Source organism: Undibacterium parvum, assembly GCF_003955735.1.
GTDB classification, from domain to species: Bacteria; Pseudomonadota; Gammaproteobacteria; order Burkholderiales; family Burkholderiaceae_D; genus Undibacterium; species Undibacterium parvum.
Genome location: NZ_CP034464.1, coordinates 3,006,428 through 3,022,506, shown reverse-complemented (window position 1 = coordinate 3,022,506; position 16,079 = coordinate 3,006,428). Strand labels below are relative to the sequence as shown.

The following is a 16,079-nucleotide window of genomic DNA, read 5'->3' as shown; positions in this document are numbered from 1 at the left end:
GAAAATGCAATTGAGCGCTTGCTAGTGCAGGTTTGACGAGCATGAATATCTGTATAGGCTGCGCACCATTTTTTGACAGTTCAAAAAACTTGCTCTTTACACGTGCGCGCGCTGCACATTTTGCACAATAAAATCTCTGAAAAGCTCAGATTTGCACCAAGTTGACGCGCGGAAACTATTATTAATTTTCCTTATAACGCTTATATAAAAAAAGATCTTTTTGCCGACTATTTAGCACGGTATATTTGCCGAAATTCAGCGCATCTCTCATAGGGAAAACTGAAAAAAATTAGCATCACTCCACAGAAAAATTTCCCGCATTTGACACCATCAAGGTGGGACGAATAGTTAGAAACAACGAGCACATCATGAGAATTTTCGCCTACAACCGCATCAGTAAAAAAGACAGTAACCTGGACAAACAAAATGCCGAAATCGAGCAGGCTGGTTTTAAGGTGGATTACTGGTTCAAGGATGAAGGCATCAGCGAGAAAACCAGCGCCAGCAAGCGCCCGCAATTTAACGCCCTGCTCGCGCAAATACGCGATGGCGAAACCATGGTGGTGTCTAAACTCGATAGACTAGGACGCGATGCCATCGATGTTGCGCTCACCATCAAAACTCTGGCGGCACGCAAAATCCAGGTGATCGTACTGCAATTAGGTAAACTCGATATCACCTCAAAAGCGGGCAAACTGATGCTCACCATGTTGAGCGCAGTGGCCGAACTAGAAACCGATGCGCGCCTCAAGCGTAGTCCCGCCGAAGTGCTCACCGTCAAAGCGCAGGGAAAAATTCAGAAGAGAAGCAGCGCACTCAGTGAGCAACAAAAGCAGCAAGTCATAGAGCGACTCAATCTGGGCGAATCGGTGAAAGAAGTATCGCGCTTCTTCGGCGTACCACGCATCAACATCATGCGTATCAACGCCACGCTGTAAGCCTGCTTTTCAAAATAGAAAAGGAGCTTCTAAAAACCCTTTAATCGGGATGCAACGCAAGGCGCAAACCGGAGCAATACGTCGGTATTGCGAGGATTTGCAACGCCGCGATGCGCCCGAGTATGGGGTTTTTAGAAGCTCCCGAAAAGCTACCCGCAATCCCCATGCGCCTTGCAGGCCATAATCGAGCCACAGGCCGCATGGTGATTGCGCATAGCAATTCTGATTCAAATCTACTCCGCTGCCAGCAAAGCTGGCGCGATCGCGCTGCTGTCCTTGAGGGTTTGCAGCACAATATTCGAGCGTATATCCAGCACACCGGTAGTTTTATAGAGACGCTCCAGCACGAAAGCTGAATAGTGTTTTAGATTGCGCGCACGCACTCTGAGCAGATAATTGGCGTCGCCCGTAATGATGTAAGAGCCGACCACTTCCGGCCAGCTTTGCAAAGCTTGCGAAAAATTCTCATGCCATTGTTCTACATCGCGCCGCATCGTCACCTGTACGAAAGCATCCACCTCCAGTCCCAGCACCGTGGTGTCTAAAACCGCGCTGTAATGTTTAATCACGCCGCTCTCTTCCAGCATGCGTACGCGCCGCAGACAGGAAGATGGCGACAAAAATACTTTCTCGGCCAGCTCTTGATTACTCATGCGACCATCACCTTGCAGGCACTGCAAAATCTTAAGGTCAGTTGCATCTAATTGCATATAGAATTTTCCACCAGATTATTATCAATAATTCGCAATATATTCTAAAGAGTCTGAATTTACTACCTCATTTTGCAAGAAAACATCATTGATTTCAGCATAAAATACTTAGCAATTCATCTCGCAATTTCAGCCTACGGAGTCATCAGCATGAGCACCAACGTAAGCCACAAAGTAAGTCACACTGAGCAGCGTATCTGGGATATCACGCCGCCCATCGCCACTGGCATACCGGTCTGGCCCGGCGACAGTGAATACAGCGCCGAGACCACCTGGCAGATCGCCGACGGTTGCCCGGTCAAGGTCAGCAAGATCAGCATGTCGACTCACACCGGAGCCCATTGCGATGCGCCCTCGCATTACGATGCCGACGGCAAGGCTATTGATGAAGTCGACTTGCAGACCTATATCGGCACTTGCCGCGTGATCAACTGCATAGGCGTGCAACAGGTAGAGCCGCAGCATATCGCCGCCTTTTTAGCCGAGCTACCGCCACGCGTCTTGCTACGCACTTACCAAAGTGCGCCACAGATGCGCTGGGATGCCGACTTCCCCAGCATCCACCCAAGCACCATAGAATTGCTGGCGCAGCACGGCGTGCGCCTGATAGGCATAGACAGCCCTTCGCTAGATCCGCAAGACTCCAAAACTTTAGACAGTCACCTGACCGTCAAAAAACATCAGATGGCGATACTCGAAGGCATAGTTTTAGATGCGGTAGAAGCTGGCGACTATGAACTGATCGCCCTGCCCCTGAAACTGGCCGGGCTAGACGCCAGCCCGGTACGCGCCATCCTGCGTGCTCTGCCTTAACTTAATTCGACCCACATTCGACCCACATTCAAACCAAACTCGCACCAAACTCACAAGGACACACCATGCCTACACTGACCCGCCAGCATTGCCTAAGCCTCGATCAAGAAGATAGCCTGGCACCACTGCGCCAGCAATTCTCGCTGCCGCAAGGCGTGATTTACCTCGATGGCAACTCGCTCGGTGCCATGCCGAAAGCCGCATTAAGCCGCGCCCAGCAAGTGATACAGGCCGAGTGGGGTAACGACCTGATCAAGAGCTGGAACACAGCCGGCTGGTTTGAGTTGCCATCGCGCCTCGGCAATTTACTCGCGCCGTTAATCGGTGCCGATGAGGGCGAAGTGGTCGTTACCGATTCGACTTCGATCAACCTGTTCAAGGCGCTGGCCGCCGCGCTCCAGATGCAAGCGGCCAACCCGGCAACAGCGGCGCGTAAAGTCATCATCACTGAACGCAGTAACTTCCCTACCGATATTTATATGGCAGAAGGTTTGACGCGTTGGCTGGATAGAGGCTACCGCCTGCATCTGGTCGACAGCGCCGAAGAACTGGACAGCGCCATTAATAGCGACACCGCCCTGGTAATGCTGACCCACGTCAACTATCGCAGCGGAGCCTTGCATGACATGGCCGCCATCACGGCGCACGCGCATCGTCAGGGTGCTTTGATCTTATGGGATCTGGCCCATTCGGCCGGTGCCGTGCCGGTAGAATTAAATCGTGCTAAAGCAGATTTCGCGGTTGGCTGCACTTATAAATATCTGAATGGTGGCCCCGGCTCGCAAGCTTTTATCTGGGTGCCAAAACATCATCAGGCCGCCTTCCATCATCCCTTAAGCGGCTGGTGGGGTCATGCGGCACCGTTCGCGATGCAGCCCTCGTTTGAAGCGACACCGGGGATACGGCGCGCCCTGTGCGGCACCCAGCCTATGGTGTCATTGGCGATGGTGGAGTCTGGCCTGCAGGTTTTTGCCCAAACCACTATGCAGGCGATACGCGCCAAATCCCTGGCGCTGACCGATCTGTTTATTGCACTGGTAGAGAGCCGTTGCGCCAGCCATCCCTTGCAACTGGCGACGCCGCGCATGCATGCGCAGCGCGGCAGCCATGTCAGCTTTATTCATCCGCATGCTTACGCAGTGATCCAGGCCTTGATAGGGCGCGGCATCATCGGTGATTACCGCGAACCGGGCATCATGCGTTTTGGTTTTACCCCGTTGTACACGCAATTTGTCGATGTCTGGGATGCGGTAGAAGGCTTGCGCGATATTCTCGACCAACAGGACTACCAGCCCGATGCCGCGCGCAATGCCGTGACCTAAGCAGAGCCAAATCTGATACGCGCAGCTTCACTATTACTAGAAAATTTTAACCATCATGACTACCGACAATAAAGAAAACACCGCCGGCAAATGCCCTATGTCCTGGCATGGCGCCAAAATGGATTTTAAAGACGACATGAGCTATGGCGATTATCTCGGTCTCAATCAGATACTCTCGGCCCAGCATCCGCTCTCGCCAAATCATAATGAAATGCTGTTCATCATCCAGCACCAGACCAGCGAGTTGTGGATCAAATTGATGCTGCATGAGCTGCACGCAGTACGCCAGCAAATGCGCCTGGGTAATTTACCGCCGGCCTTCAAGATGCTGTCACGCGTGGCCCGCATCATGGATCAGTTGGTGCATGCCTGGGATGTCTTGGCCACCATGACACCAAGCGAATACACCGCAATCCGCCCGTATCTGGGCGCGTCTTCCGGCTTCCAATCGCACCAGTACCGCGAGCTAGAATTTTTACTCGGGAATAAAAATGCCGCCATGCTGACGGTGCATGAAAAGAACCCGGAGGCGCATGCCAGCCTAAGCGCCGCCCTGCACTCGCCTTCGATTTATGACGAAGCCATCATGCTTTTGGCGCGTGACGGTTTTGCCATCGACGCTGAGCGCCTGGAGCAAGATTGGACGCAAGACATGCGCGCCAACGAATCGGTGAAAGCAGCCTGGCTCAAGGTCTACCAAGCCCCGGAACAGCATTGGGCATTTTATGAATTGGCCGAAAAATTGGTCGACATGGAAACCGCTTTCCGTCAATGGCGCTTCCGCCATGTCACCACCGTAGAGCGCATCATAGGCTTTAAGACCGGTACCGGCGGCACCGCGGGCGTGAGCTATCTGCGCAAGATGCTAGACGTAGTCTTGTTCCCGGAATTGTTTTCACTACGCACCGCCCTGTAATTGAGAAGAGCACTGGCTGGCGGCGCATACGCCATGCGGTGCGCAGGCCAGGCAGGCTGGACGCGCATATTCCATGCGCCTCACCAGCCTGTGTGCCTGAAGAAGCGCATGGACTATGCGCGCTGACTGGGGTGCCTATACAGATTTATACTGCGCAATTACCAGACATTTGCATTGTTTAAATTATCTTAGACCTTGAAACCGCGGTAGGGTGCGCCATGCGCACCGCTGGGTAAAGATCAAAAGCAGCCAGAATTTTGCATGCTTTGATCGGTGCGCATGGCGCACCCTACGAGATACGCACGCTACGCTTACTAAATCACCATGCAGAAACTCAACTCGCCATCAAATTTTCCAGAGAAACTACCTGATCAAAGTTTGGCCAGTCCTGGCGTGCACGTGCCAATGTTCCTTGCATGAATTCATCTGGCTGATACCTTGGTTGTACGTCCGGCAATTGGTCAAATGGTGCTTCCATCAAAGGATGGTCAAGGACTGGATTTGGCAGGCCAATGATTTTCCGCAAGCGGAATAACATGAGGATTTCGATCGGTGTGCGTATCAGTGTAATGTCGCTGAAATCATAAAAGGTCTTTGAGGTTTCACGGTTGGCTTGATGAGTGTGGCGGTCGCAGGCCGCAATCAACCATGGCACCAACACTTGCGGATCGGGATCACGCCAGCGTTCAAGCAAGCCGTTGTAGATTGGTTCGTCATACGCATACGGCGGCCAGTTGTGCGAAACATCACCACGCCAGTCGGCGAACAGGCGCAGCATGAATGCTTGACCGCGACGATGTTCGTCTTCATAGGGTTGAATCAGGTAGTAATTCCGGTTGAGCGCCGCATGCGTTAGATAACCCTGATAGGTTGCTTCTCTTTCCCAACCCAACAGGAAAGCATAGGCCATATGTACGGCGACATTAGCCATGTTCATCATATGTAACCCGTTGGGATGCTCAGGAAATCTGATACGAAATTGTTGGTGCCAAAAAAAATCCAACTTATCAGCAAACAGCCTATATGCCGTTGACTCGGCCAGCGTGCGCAGCCACGGTTTGCCGTCCAGCGCCAGTGCGGTCGCCTCAACCTGACGTTGTCGACCAACTCCGAGATAGGCATTGTCCCGTATTACATTATTCGTATTCTTGACGTCGAGCCTGGCATTGTATTCCAGCGCTTCGTCCATCGAGCGAACCATTACATTTTCATTTATATCCTTCACAATCGCCTTGCGTTTACGCCACGCCGACGCGATTCCTAATGGCTTAATTTCACTCAGTTCCGTCATGACTTCTTTTTCCACGTGTTAATGACGACTTTGGTAGCTCCAGCCATGTAGGGTCGGAGCGCTTTTTGTGCCCACGCGGAATAGCTCTTAAAATTTATCGCATTACACCAGCGTCACGCGTGGGCACAAAGGCTGTGCCCACCCTACGATTCCGCTCCCGAATTGCCCTGTTTGAACATGGCGATCGCAGATGCCGCTACGACGGGTAAACCTAGCTAGCCGCACCCGTCCACTTAGCCCGCGCCACGTGCAACTTCTTGTAGCTATCAATCAAACGCTGATGTCTATCCAGGCCCTCCAGCTTCATGCTGGTTGGCGTTAAACCGAAGAAGCGCAGGTTGCCGTTGACTGATCCCAGCACGGCGTCGATGCGCTCCTTGCCAAACATGCGGCGGAAGTTGGCTTCGTAATCGGCTAGCTCTAATTCCTCATCAAGCATGACTTCTAACACCACGTTCAGGGCTTGATAAAACAATTTGCGCTCGACGGTATTGTCGTTGTACTGCAAGAAGGCTTGCACCAACTCTTGCGCATCCTCAAATTGTTCCAGGGCCAAATTAATCAGCAGTTTTAATTCCAACACGGTGAGTTGACCCCACACCGTGTTCTCGTCAAATTCTATGCCTATCAAGCTGGCGATGTCGCTGTAATCATCTAGCTCGTTATTTTCTAAAGCTTCAAGCAGCGCTTCTAGCGCCTCATCGTCTAGCGTGTGCAAATTTAAAATATCGCTGCGGAATAATAGAGCTTTGTTGGTGTTATCCCAGATCAAATCATCGACAGCATACACCTCTGAATAACCGGGCACCAAAATCCGGCAAGCGCTCGCGCCGAGTTGGCCGTACTCCGCCACGTAGACTTCTTTACCCATCTGCTTGAGTATGCCGAACAAGGTAGCGGCTTCTTCGGCGTTTGAATTTTCGCCTTGGCCAGAGAAATCCCACTCAACAAATTCGTAATCGGCTTTGGCACTGAAAAAACGCCAAGACACGACGCCGCTGGAATCAATAAAATGTTCGACAAAGTTATTCGGCTCAGTGACGGCGTTGCTGACAAAGGTGGGTGCCGGTAAATCGTTGAGTCCTTCAAAACTGCGACCTTGCAACAATTCGGTCAGGCTACGTTCCAGCGCCACCTCTAAGCTTGGGTGCGCACCGAACGAGGCAAACACACCGCCAGTGCGCGGGTTCATTAAAGTGACGCACATCACCGGGTATTGCCCACCGAGTGAGGCATCCTTCACCAGCACCGGAAAGCCTTGTTCTTCTAAGCCCTGTATGCCTGCCAGTATGCCGGGGTATTTCGCCAACACGGCTTGCGGTACATCCGGCAAGGCGATTTCGCCTTCTATAATTTCGCGTTTAACGGCACGTTCAAAAATCTCGGACAGACATTGCACCTGCGCTTCGACCAGAGTATTACCGGCGCTCATGCCATTACTGGCATACAGGTTTTCGATCAGGTTGGAGGGGAAATACACTAGTTCGCCATCCGACTGGCGCACATACGGCAGCGAACAAATACCGCGCTCGGCATTGCCAGAATTAGTGTCGATCAGATGTGAGCCACGTAATTCGCCATCCGGGTTGTAAATCTCCAGGCTGTACGCATCCAAAATCTCTTTGGGTAAGGCGTCGCGTTTGCCAGGTTTAAACCAGCGCTCGTTCGGGTAATGCACGAACGCTGCGTTGGCAAGGTCTTCACCCCAGAACGAGCCTGCATAGAAATGATTATTACTGAGGCGCTCGATATACTCGCCCAAGGCCGAGGCCAGGGCGCTTTCTTTGGTCGCGCCTTTGCCATTGGTAAAACACATAGGCGAGTGCGCATCGCGGATATGCAGCGACCACACGTTAGGAATGATATTGCGCCACGAGGCGATTTCTATTTTGATGCCCAGGCCCGCCAACAAGCCGGACATATTGGCGATGGTTTGCTCCAACGGTAAGTCTTTACCGAGAATATAGGTGGCAGCATCGGCAGTAGAATTTAAGCTCAGCAAAGCCTGCGCATCAGCATCGAGACTCGCTACTTCTTCGATCACAAAGGTTGGCCCCTCCTGCACCACTTTTTTCACCGTGCAGCGCTCGATAGAACGCAAAATTCCTTGCCTGTCTTTATCAGAAATATCGGCGGGCAATTCAACTTGAATCTTGAAGATTTGCGCGTAACGGTTTTCCGGATCAACAATATTATTCTGCGACAGGCGGATGTTTTCTGTAGAAATATTGCGCGTGTCGCAGTACAACTTCACAAAATACGCCGCGCACAAGGCCGATGAAGCCAGAAAGTAATCGAAAGGCCCAGGCGCTGAGCCATCGCCTTTGTAACGGATAGGCTGATCAGCGATCACCGTAAAATCATCGAACTTGGCTTCCAGACGAAGCTTATCGAGAAAGTTGACCTTAATTTCCATGAGAATTCCAAAAAGAGCGTTAAATTTGAGTTAAGCGCTATTATCCTAGATTCCTCGCCTGGCAGTTTAATTTCGTCTTGGGCTTGCCGGAAGTGTAATGCGATGGCGGATGGGCGCGCTTTCTTGTGCCCACGCCAGATCACTGGTATTGCTGAGTTGCTTGCGGCGGTTCCGTCTCACTCATGAAGAAATCAAAAACACCCCGGCCCAGCGCGCATAGCCGATGCGGCTTTCCGGCCTATGTGCTTGAAGAAGCGCATGGAATATGCGCGCTGGCGGGGTGCCTCTACTGATTTTTTACGGCGCCATTGCTTCGCGTTGTCGTGTTACGCAAAGATTACACCGTAATAGGCCATCTTCGTAATCAACAAGAGCTAAAAGGCGGAGCCCTTCCTAGCTGGCTTTGCTTATGCTCAATGTATAGCCTGACCTCTGCCTATTTAATTAATGTCGAGAAATTTTACACATGAGAAATATTACTTCTTAAGTCGAACGGCTACTCCTTTGATTTGTAAGGATTTTATTACGTCAACTATTTATGGCATGTTAATTGCTGATGTGAGCATTGCAGGAAAAAAATTAAATCACTTAGGGTGCGCTAGCACTCTGACTCACGGAGAATATCGATGACCAAATTTGCAAAACTATTCGCAACAGCCTTAATTGCTTCGGCCGCTGTTGGCGCCCAAGCGACACCGATCTTGATTGATTTCGAAGGCGTTGCGCCTGCACAGAGTCAATTCGCCATTGGCAACAACTATCAGGAAAACGGTTACCAACTAAACAACGGTGCCGGAGCTTCCGACGCAGCAATCATTGGTCAAGTGTCGCAGAACACATCGGGTTCCGACTACTACACCTGGAATTCCCAAACGAACAATCAAGTGTTCTTAACCAATATAGGCGGCTTTAGCTTTTCACTCGGTTCACTGGATGTTGGCAGCAAAAGCGGCGCCACCAAAGCCACTTTCGATATTATCGGCAACTACGCTTCCGGTGGTAGCATCATCTATCATGTGCTGAACGTGAATGCCTTCACAGGCCAGAATCTGACTGGATTTGATGGACTATCGAGCGTGCAGTTCAAATACATTAGTGGAGACTATGGCGCTATCGACAATATCACCCTTAATGTGCCGGAACCAGGCTCATTCGCCTTGCTCGGCCTCGGTCTCCTCGGCTTGGCATTACGTCGTCGTAAAGCTTAATCAAGCTTAGATCGGATTAGTTTAGTAAATCAAAACTCAATAAGACACCCATCTCATTATTTTTCATTGGGTGTCTTGTTGGTGATATGGTCAGTGGTATTGCACTTGACTTTGGCTCGCGAGCTACCAGGTAAAGTCATCCGGGATCTGGAAGGCGGCATACGGATCATCCGCATCGATTTCGGTGGTGGTCTTCTTCACCCGCACCACCAGTGAAGCATCGCGCTCGGCAATTTTATCCGCGATAATCCGGGGCAGCAATTCTGTTTTACCCTCCAGGCACACGATCACCAGTCGGCCAGCAATCAAATGCGTCTGCACCTCTGCTGACACATAAATCTTATCGATCTTGGTACCGTGCGTATAGTAATAAGCGATGTCGCCTGCGCCCTTGCTTTGGCGATTCTTTTGCACCAACTGCACAATTTGCGCAAAAACCGCTTTTTGGCTAGCGGCCGCATCGCGTTGCGCATTCAGTTCGCGCGCGCGTTCGGCATTTTTGCGCTGCACTTCAAGCGCGGCCAGACGCGATTCATCGACGCTCTCGGTGCCAGTCCGGCGCTCAACTTTCTTTTGCTTGGTCTTGTCTTGGTGGGCCAGTTTGGCTTTGTTTTTATCGATGAGTCCCGCTTTTAAAAACTGATCTTGCAATGATGCCATAGTACAACTCCGTGAAATAAGTGCCTCCGGTCCAAGGCAAGACTGCCGACCAATGAGAAGCCGCTAGCATAGCAAAATTTCGTATTCTGCGGCTCAGCATTGTCAGAGCAGTTCATGTGTAGGGATCCGCGCGGCTGACGCCGGGACTTGGCCGCCAATTTAGCTTGGCACGCGCTTATTTTTGCCGTTTATTTCGGGTTCTTGCTATCGCTTTTACTGCCCGACAAATTGCCCAGCCATTTTGCGGCGGCTCTGGCATTGGCTTTGATGCCGTAGTCGATAGCGGCGACCTGCTCTTGCACGGCCTCTTTCAAGACGCTGACGGCATCGGCTGGCAAGACCTTGAGGTAGGCATCGGATTCGCCATATTCGCGGAAAATTTCCATACCGGCTTTTTTGGCAATATGCACCATGGTGTGATTGGAAGACAAAAAATGCATGTAGAGGGTATCGACATCGGCATTGCGGCAGTGGATGGCACCACGCTCGAAGAGTTTAGAGCCTACCCCTTTACCGCGCGCCGACTCCGAGACCGAGACACCAAATTCTGCGAGCCTGTCTTTATCCGAGACATCATCACCTTCCTGACGCGGCGCAAAGGCCAGATGCCCAACGCCCACCAGACGAAAGTTACGGCTGACTACGCCAAACAAGGTATCACGGCTAAAATCGAGACCCTCCACATATTTCTCTACCATCTCGTCGGGCAGATGGGTGCCGAAGCGCAATAGTCTGTCGCTGGCTTTGAGACCGAGAAAATGCTTGAGGATGCGATGCCTATCGCGCTCCGACAATTCTTTGACGAACACGGTGTATTGGGAAGAGGCTGGCACATCGCCAGGCACTTTGCCTTCGGGGAAAATATCAGAGCTATGCATACAGAGGTCTTCCTACAAATACTGAGAATTTGTGCACTGCACAAGACATTGTAAGTGAGATCACCACCCTATGCAAAACTTATTCAAGCAACTTTGATCTCCGACAAAATTCTTGCACTGCAGCGATCCTTGCCTCGCGTATCGCTAAGGCGATTTTTTGAGGTTGTCCCGCGTGTGCTTGTGCTACCGCACCGGCATTAACTGCCTGCGCCGCCGCCAAGGCCGCAATCAGATACGCCGGTTGCGGAAAACGTATATCGACCAGACCGGCACGCCCAAAACAATCGCACTCGGCAGCCTTAAGCATATCAAAAAAACGCTGCGGCTTGCGAAAAGCATCGTTGCGTTCAAATAGTTCCTGCAAGGTGGCCGGGCGCATTTCCAGAGCGCGGCCGACATTGCCGTGATCGCGCGCCGTCATGATGGCTAGATCGCGGCACTCACCCGGCACTTTGAGGCGCTGGCAAACAGCCTCGACCAGGGCCACACCGCGCTGCTCATGGCCGTGATGACTAGGCCATTTTTCCGGATCACTGCTACCCTTGCCCAGATCGTGCATCAAGGCGGCAAAACGGATCGCTAAAGTATGGCCTTGTTGCGCCGCGTAATCGACCACCAGCATGACGTGCACGCCGGTGTCGATCTCAGGATGATATTTGGGCGGTTGCGGCACACCCCACAGCGCATCAAGCTCAGGCAACAGACGCTTGAGAGCGCCGCACTCACGCAAGACTTCAAACATACGTGACGGACGCGCCTCCATCAGGCCACGCGCCAGCTCTTGCCAGACGCGCTCGGGCACCAGAGCATCGACCTCACCGGCCGCCACCATCTCTTGCATCAAAGCCATAGTCTCGGGCGCGACGCTAAAATTATTTGGCGCGACTGAAAAGCGTGCGGCAAAGCGCGCCAGTCTTAAAATGCGTACCGGGTCTTCGGCAAAGGCGCTAGAAACATGACGGAAAATTCGATCTTGCAGATCTTGCTGACCGTGAAATGGATCAGTCAAGTGCCCAGCTTCATCCTGCGCAATGGCGTTCACCGTCAGGTCACGGCGTATCAGATCTTGTTCCAGCGTCACGCTGGCGTCGGTGTGGAATACAAAACCTTTATAGCCAGCGGCGGTCTTGCGTTCGGTGCGTGCCAAGGCGTATTCTTCGTGGGTTTTCGGATGCAGAAACACCGGAAAATCCTTACCCACCGGCGTATAGCCCAAAGCCAGCATTTGTTCTGGCGTCGCACCTATCACCACGTGATCACGGTCTTGCACCGGCAGACCGAGCAAGCGATCCCGTACCGCACCGCCGACGATATAGGTTTTCATTCTTTTATTTATTTATTTATTTATTTACTTATTTGAAGGGAAATCATACTTAGGCTGATGATCAGCTTCATTAAGTGCATCTCGTATCCATTCAGCCACGGCCGGGTGCGCCTGCACTCTTTCTATATACGCTTGCAAGGCGGGGGCCAGCGAGACGTTATAGGTTTTAAAGCGCATCACCACGGGTGCAAAATAGGCGTCGGCGATACTAAAATCGCCAAACAAGTAATGATGGGCACCGTAGCGCGACAGGCAGTCTTCCCAGATTTCGCTGATGCGCCCGATATCTGCCTGAGAACCGGCGTTGCGGCCCTTACCAGAAAAATCGGCCTTAATATTCATAGGCATGGAAGCACGTAAATCGCTAAAACCTGCATGCATTTCGGCGCAAATACTGCGCGCGATGGCACGCGCCGCCACATCTTCCGGCCACAGATTTTGCAGTGGAAATTGCTCTGCCAAAAACTCACAGATCGCCAGAGAATCCCAGACCACCACGGGATCGGCCAACAATACCGGTACCCGTCCTGCCAGCGAATACTCGGCGATGTGCGCCGAGGTAGTCGGCTGATCCAGCACGATGTGTATCTCTTCAAACGGGATGGTAAACGCCTTCATCACTACCCAGGGGCGCATAGACCAGGATGAATAATTTTTATTCCCTATGACCAGTTGCATAGCCGGTTTTTTTGAGCCGCTCAGTACGGCTTCCAGCGTGGTCTCTAATTCTGTATCTTGCATGATTACCTCAAGCTCAAAGTTTTGCTCTATTTAAAACTTATTTTTTCGGGCTTACGCACTCAAGGCAGATCGGCGTCCGCCGCCGACATGCCCTTGGGCACCACCACACCGAGGCGTGCTTTCAGTGACTGCGGTTTTTTTTCAAAAATAGCGGCATAGTAAGTCGCGTTCGAGAGTACGTTTTTAACGTAGCCGCGGGTTTCCGAAAACGGTATGCTTTCCGCAAAAATCGCGCCTTCGACTGGCCGTGTCAAAGTCGAGCGCCAGGCTCGTGGCCGCCCCGGTCCTGCGTTATAAGCCGCCGAGGCCAAAGCTTGCGAACCGCCCAGATCGGTCAAGACCATATTCAGATAACTGGTACCTAAGACGATATTGGTTTCTATGTCGTTAACTTGATTCGGCGTAAAACCTTCCATCCCAATTTTTTTGGCGACATAGCGTGCTGTCGCTGGCATCAATTGCATCAAGCCCGAGGCACCGACATGCGATTTGGCATTCATGATGAAACGCGACTCCTGGCGTATCAAGCCATACACCCATGCCATATCCACGCCCAAAGCCTGGGTGGTTTTGTACATACTGTCGTTAAAGGGGGTAGGAAAACGCTGGCCGAAATCATTTTCACCCTTGGTCTTATCCGAGGTGCTGACCATTCGATCAAGCAGATTATTCTGGCGCGCTAATTCTGCTGCAACCAGATGCTGACGTTCGTTCATTTTGCGCAGTTCCCAGTTCCATTCGCGGGTACCTTCAAAACGTAGGTTCATGGCATAGAACTTCAAGGCCCTTTGCAAATTTTCGTTTTTCGCGACTGCCGCCATCTCGTCCATAGTCGCCGGCTTTGCGGTCAAAGGCACACCAATTTTCTGGCCACGTTCTTCCAGCGCCAGCTGTCCGTAAAAATGAAATTGATCAGCGATGCTGGCAAACAAGGCTTGTGCTTCTTCTTTCTTGCCCTCTGCCATTAGGGCGCGACCTTGCCAGTAAATCCAGGCGGGATCATTTTTTAAGGCCGCGGACATGCCAGCAATTCCGAATTTCACCATGGCCCAATCGCCTTCCCGCAAAGCCGAGCGAACCCGCCATTGAGAGGCCTCTTGCGACAAAGTCGCCGCGTCGGCTCTATGCCAATATGCCAGTGCTTCCGGTTTCAGCTTAAGTGCAGCCTGTAAAGCGATATGCGCCCAGCCTTGAGCGCGCTCGGTCTCGGAGAATTTAGCGCTGTATTGCGACAAGGTGTCCGCCGCCTCATCAGGATCGGTCTTGGCTAAGCGCCCCAAAGCAATCAGATACAGCTCATGCGCCGCTTTACCCGAGGCTGGCGCTTTTTTGAGTAAAGTTGCGGGTTTATCGATCGCTTGCGTGACGCTTTTCTCTGCCACATCGAGTAACTTGGCGATGCGCAGCGCCAGCGGCATGGCTGAATTTTCGGCCGCCATGCGCATCTGCGTCCAAAGGTCAGACTCAGAAAACTGGCCCTGCTCGGACAAATACGTCAACAATGAATAACAGCCAACGCCATAGTCGCGCGGCGCCACCAGCAAGGCACGCGCCTCGGCCGCTACTTTTTGCTGTTTGATGGCTTTTGACAACAAGGCATAACACTTCAACTGGGTGTCATCGGCCACCACAAATTGTGGATATTGCTGATCGAAAGTATCCCACTCGCCACGATGCGCCAGCACCAGCAACCAGTCATTACGCAGACGATCGGCAATTGCGCTGCCTTCGTAGCGACTGAGAAAATCTTTGACTTCGGTATTCGAAGCCGAACGTATCCGTGTTCTGAGCACGTAATAATCGACATACGAAGGAATCTCATACTGTCGTAATGCACCCGCGTATTCTTGCGCAGAGCTGGCGTCGTCATGCATAGCGGCATCGCGCAAGGCCATGAATCTATCATCGTCAGTGACAAAAGTTTTCGCGACTTTCGCCGCCAGCGCTTCTGACTGCGGTAGCAATGCTGCTAACATGGACAAACTTAGCTGAAAACTGAGGCACAATGAAGCACGCAGAGTCAGACGTGCAATTTTTTTCGGTAAAAACATGATCTACGGCTTTCTTTCTTTATCTTATTAACAGTATGACACAGCCACCCTTACTCAGTCGCCCTGCTCTACGCAAAAATCTGTTGGCATTACGTCGCAACACAGCTCCCACTATGCGGCAGCAATGGGATAGTGCCATCGCGCAAAATTTACTCGCCTGGTGCAGCCTACATCGTCCAACTAGTCTGGGCCTATTTTGGCCGATACAGGCCGAGCCCGACTTGCGCGAGATCTATCCAGAGCTACAAAAAATGGGGATACAGTTGGCCCTGCCTTTAGTACAGGAAAAACAGCAGCCATTGCTATTCCTAGAATGGCAAAGTGGCGACGCCATGGATACGGATGAATACGGTATCCCGGTGCCACAGCAGCGCGAGCGCAGCCTCATTCCGCAAGTGCTGCTGATCCCCTGCGTTGGCTACAATCGCGATAAATTTCGTATGGGCTATGGCGGTGGCTACTATGACCGCACTCTGGCAAAGCAACCGCGCCCCCTGGCGCTAGGCATCGCCTACGCGCAAGCGCAAGCCGATTTTGCGGCAGAAGCACATGACATCGCGATGGACGAGATTCTGACCGAAAACGGAAAACTAAAAGGGAACTTCTAAAAACCTAAAAAGCAAAAACTTTTCTCGCCGCAGAGGCGCAGAGGACGCAGAGAAAATCTTGGTTTTTCCCTCTGCGTCCTCTGCGCCTCTGCGGCAAAGCCTTTTCTTGTGAGTCGCAATCATCACGGTTCGTCGATTTTTAGACGTTAAAAAACCAATACGCATATTCCATGCGCCTTAGCGCGGCTTTTCGGGCTGTGGAG

14 protein-coding genes are annotated in these 16,079 nt (G+C 51.9%); 6 read left to right on the top strand and 8 right to left on the bottom strand.

What is annotated here, in order from left to right:
* Positions 1 to 368 precede the first annotated feature (368 nt).
* Positions 369 to 938 (top strand): recombinase family protein, encoded by a 570-nt coding sequence (locus tag EJN92_RS13205; protein ID WP_126128256.1) that lies wholly within the window; start codon positions 369 to 371, stop codon positions 936 to 938.
* Between the two features lie 233 nt (positions 939 to 1,171).
* On the opposite strand, the gene EJN92_RS13200 is transcribed toward EJN92_RS13205, so the two are convergent.
* Positions 1,172 to 1,648: an Lrp/AsnC family transcriptional regulator gene (locus tag EJN92_RS13200; RefSeq protein ID WP_126128255.1), complete on the bottom strand. Its 477-nt coding sequence runs from the start codon at positions 1,646 to 1,648 to the stop codon at positions 1,172 to 1,174.
* A 150-nt stretch (positions 1,649 to 1,798) separates the two neighbouring features.
* On the opposite strand from EJN92_RS13200, the gene kynB reads away from it, so the two are divergent.
* The 3 genes from kynB to kynA all read left to right on the top strand — a co-directional run bounded on the left by kynB (position 1,799) and on the right by kynA (position 4,699).
* Entirely contained in the window at positions 1,799 to 2,461 is a 663-nt protein-coding gene (kynB, locus tag EJN92_RS13195) for an arylformamidase (protein WP_126128254.1), read from the top strand.
* Positions 2,462 to 2,526: 65 nt separating this feature from the next.
* Complete coding sequence (gene kynU, locus EJN92_RS13190) at positions 2,527 to 3,783, top strand: kynureninase (RefSeq protein ID WP_126128253.1); 1,257 nt, start codon at positions 2,527 to 2,529, stop codon at positions 3,781 to 3,783.
* A gap of 55 nt (positions 3,784 to 3,838) precedes the next feature.
* Positions 3,839 to 4,699, top strand: a complete 861-nt coding sequence (kynA, locus tag EJN92_RS13185; RefSeq protein WP_126128252.1) for a tryptophan 2,3-dioxygenase — start codon at positions 3,839 to 3,841, stop codon at positions 4,697 to 4,699.
* Positions 4,700 to 5,033: 334 nt separating this feature from the next.
* On the opposite strand, the gene EJN92_RS13180 is transcribed toward kynA, so the two are convergent.
* Positions 5,034 to 5,990, bottom strand: coding sequence for a hypothetical protein (locus tag EJN92_RS13180; protein WP_227869535.1), 957 nt, complete (start codon positions 5,988 to 5,990; stop codon positions 5,034 to 5,036).
* A gap of 211 nt (positions 5,991 to 6,201) precedes the next feature.
* Complete coding sequence (locus EJN92_RS13175; RefSeq protein ID WP_126128251.1) at positions 6,202 to 8,406, bottom strand: OsmC domain/YcaO domain-containing protein; 2,205 nt, start codon at positions 8,404 to 8,406, stop codon at positions 6,202 to 6,204.
* Between the two features lie 626 nt (positions 8,407 to 9,032).
* Between EJN92_RS13175 and EJN92_RS13170 the strand changes: the two genes are divergently transcribed.
* Entirely contained in the window at positions 9,033 to 9,614 is a 582-nt protein-coding gene (locus EJN92_RS13170; protein ID WP_126128250.1) for a PEP-CTERM sorting domain-containing protein, read from the top strand.
* Between the two features lie 123 nt (positions 9,615 to 9,737).
* Here the strand turns inward: EJN92_RS13170 and EJN92_RS13165 are convergent, their stop codons facing one another.
* The 5 genes from EJN92_RS13165 to EJN92_RS13145 form a co-directional block, all read right to left on the bottom strand.
* A complete protein-coding gene (locus EJN92_RS13165; RefSeq protein WP_126128249.1) occupies positions 9,738 to 10,274 on the bottom strand; it encodes a DUF2058 domain-containing protein in 537 nt (178 codons plus the stop codon).
* Positions 10,275 to 10,462: 188 nt separating this feature from the next.
* Complete coding sequence (locus tag EJN92_RS13160) at positions 10,463 to 11,152, bottom strand: GNAT family N-acetyltransferase (RefSeq protein WP_126128248.1); 690 nt, start codon at positions 11,150 to 11,152, stop codon at positions 10,463 to 10,465.
* Positions 11,153 to 11,231: 79 nt separating this feature from the next.
* The gene (locus tag EJN92_RS13155; protein WP_126128247.1) at positions 11,232 to 12,476 is read right to left on the bottom strand and encodes a multifunctional CCA addition/repair protein; all 1,245 of its coding nucleotides are present in this window, start codon (positions 12,474 to 12,476) and stop codon (positions 11,232 to 11,234) included.
* Positions 12,477 to 12,500: 24 nt separating this feature from the next.
* Positions 12,501 to 13,217, bottom strand: a complete 717-nt coding sequence (locus tag EJN92_RS13150) for a glutathione S-transferase family protein (RefSeq protein ID WP_126128246.1) — start codon at positions 13,215 to 13,217, stop codon at positions 12,501 to 12,503.
* Between the two features lie 59 nt (positions 13,218 to 13,276).
* The gene (locus EJN92_RS13145; RefSeq protein ID WP_126128245.1) at positions 13,277 to 15,268 is read right to left on the bottom strand and encodes a lytic transglycosylase domain-containing protein; all 1,992 of its coding nucleotides are present in this window, start codon (positions 15,266 to 15,268) and stop codon (positions 13,277 to 13,279) included.
* Between the two features lie 35 nt (positions 15,269 to 15,303).
* On the opposite strand from EJN92_RS13145, the gene EJN92_RS13140 reads away from it, so the two are divergent.
* Positions 15,304 to 15,876 (top strand): 5-formyltetrahydrofolate cyclo-ligase, encoded by a 573-nt coding sequence (locus EJN92_RS13140; RefSeq protein WP_126128244.1) that lies wholly within the window; start codon positions 15,304 to 15,306, stop codon positions 15,874 to 15,876.
* Positions 15,877 to 16,079 lie beyond the last annotated feature (203 nt).

Excerpts from the sequence above, each read along its gene's own strand:
- EJN92_RS13205 (WP_126128256.1), top strand. The coding sequence starts at position 369 with ATGAGAATTTTCGCCTACAACCGCATCAGTAAAAAAGACAGTAACCTG.
- EJN92_RS13200 (WP_126128255.1), bottom strand. The coding sequence starts at position 1,648 with ATGCAATTAGATGCAACTGACCTTAAGATTTTGCAGTGCCTGCAAGGT.
- kynB (WP_126128254.1), top strand. The coding sequence starts at position 1,799 with ATGAGCACCAACGTAAGCCACAAAGTAAGTCACACTGAGCAGCGTATC.
- kynU (WP_126128253.1), top strand. The coding sequence starts at position 2,527 with ATGCCTACACTGACCCGCCAGCATTGCCTAAGCCTCGATCAAGAAGAT.
- kynA (WP_126128252.1), top strand. The coding sequence starts at position 3,839 with ATGACTACCGACAATAAAGAAAACACCGCCGGCAAATGCCCTATGTCC.
- EJN92_RS13180 (WP_227869535.1), bottom strand. The coding sequence starts at position 5,990 with ATGACGGAACTGAGTGAAATTAAGCCATTAGGAATCGCGTCGGCGTGG.
- EJN92_RS13175 (WP_126128251.1), bottom strand. The coding sequence starts at position 8,406 with ATGGAAATTAAGGTCAACTTTCTCGATAAGCTTCGTCTGGAAGCCAAG.
- EJN92_RS13170 (WP_126128250.1), top strand. The coding sequence starts at position 9,033 with ATGACCAAATTTGCAAAACTATTCGCAACAGCCTTAATTGCTTCGGCC.
- EJN92_RS13165 (WP_126128249.1), bottom strand. The coding sequence starts at position 10,274 with ATGGCATCATTGCAAGATCAGTTTTTAAAAGCGGGACTCATCGATAAA.
- EJN92_RS13160 (WP_126128248.1), bottom strand. The coding sequence starts at position 11,152 with ATGCATAGCTCTGATATTTTCCCCGAAGGCAAAGTGCCTGGCGATGTG.
- EJN92_RS13155 (WP_126128247.1), bottom strand. The coding sequence starts at position 12,476 with ATGAAAACCTATATCGTCGGCGGTGCGGTACGGGATCGCTTGCTCGGT.
- EJN92_RS13150 (WP_126128246.1), bottom strand. The coding sequence starts at position 13,217 with ATGCAAGATACAGAATTAGAGACCACGCTGGAAGCCGTACTGAGCGGC.
- EJN92_RS13145 (WP_126128245.1), bottom strand. The coding sequence starts at position 15,268 with ATGTTTTTACCGAAAAAAATTGCACGTCTGACTCTGCGTGCTTCATTG.
- EJN92_RS13140 (WP_126128244.1), top strand. The coding sequence starts at position 15,304 with ATGACACAGCCACCCTTACTCAGTCGCCCTGCTCTACGCAAAAATCTG.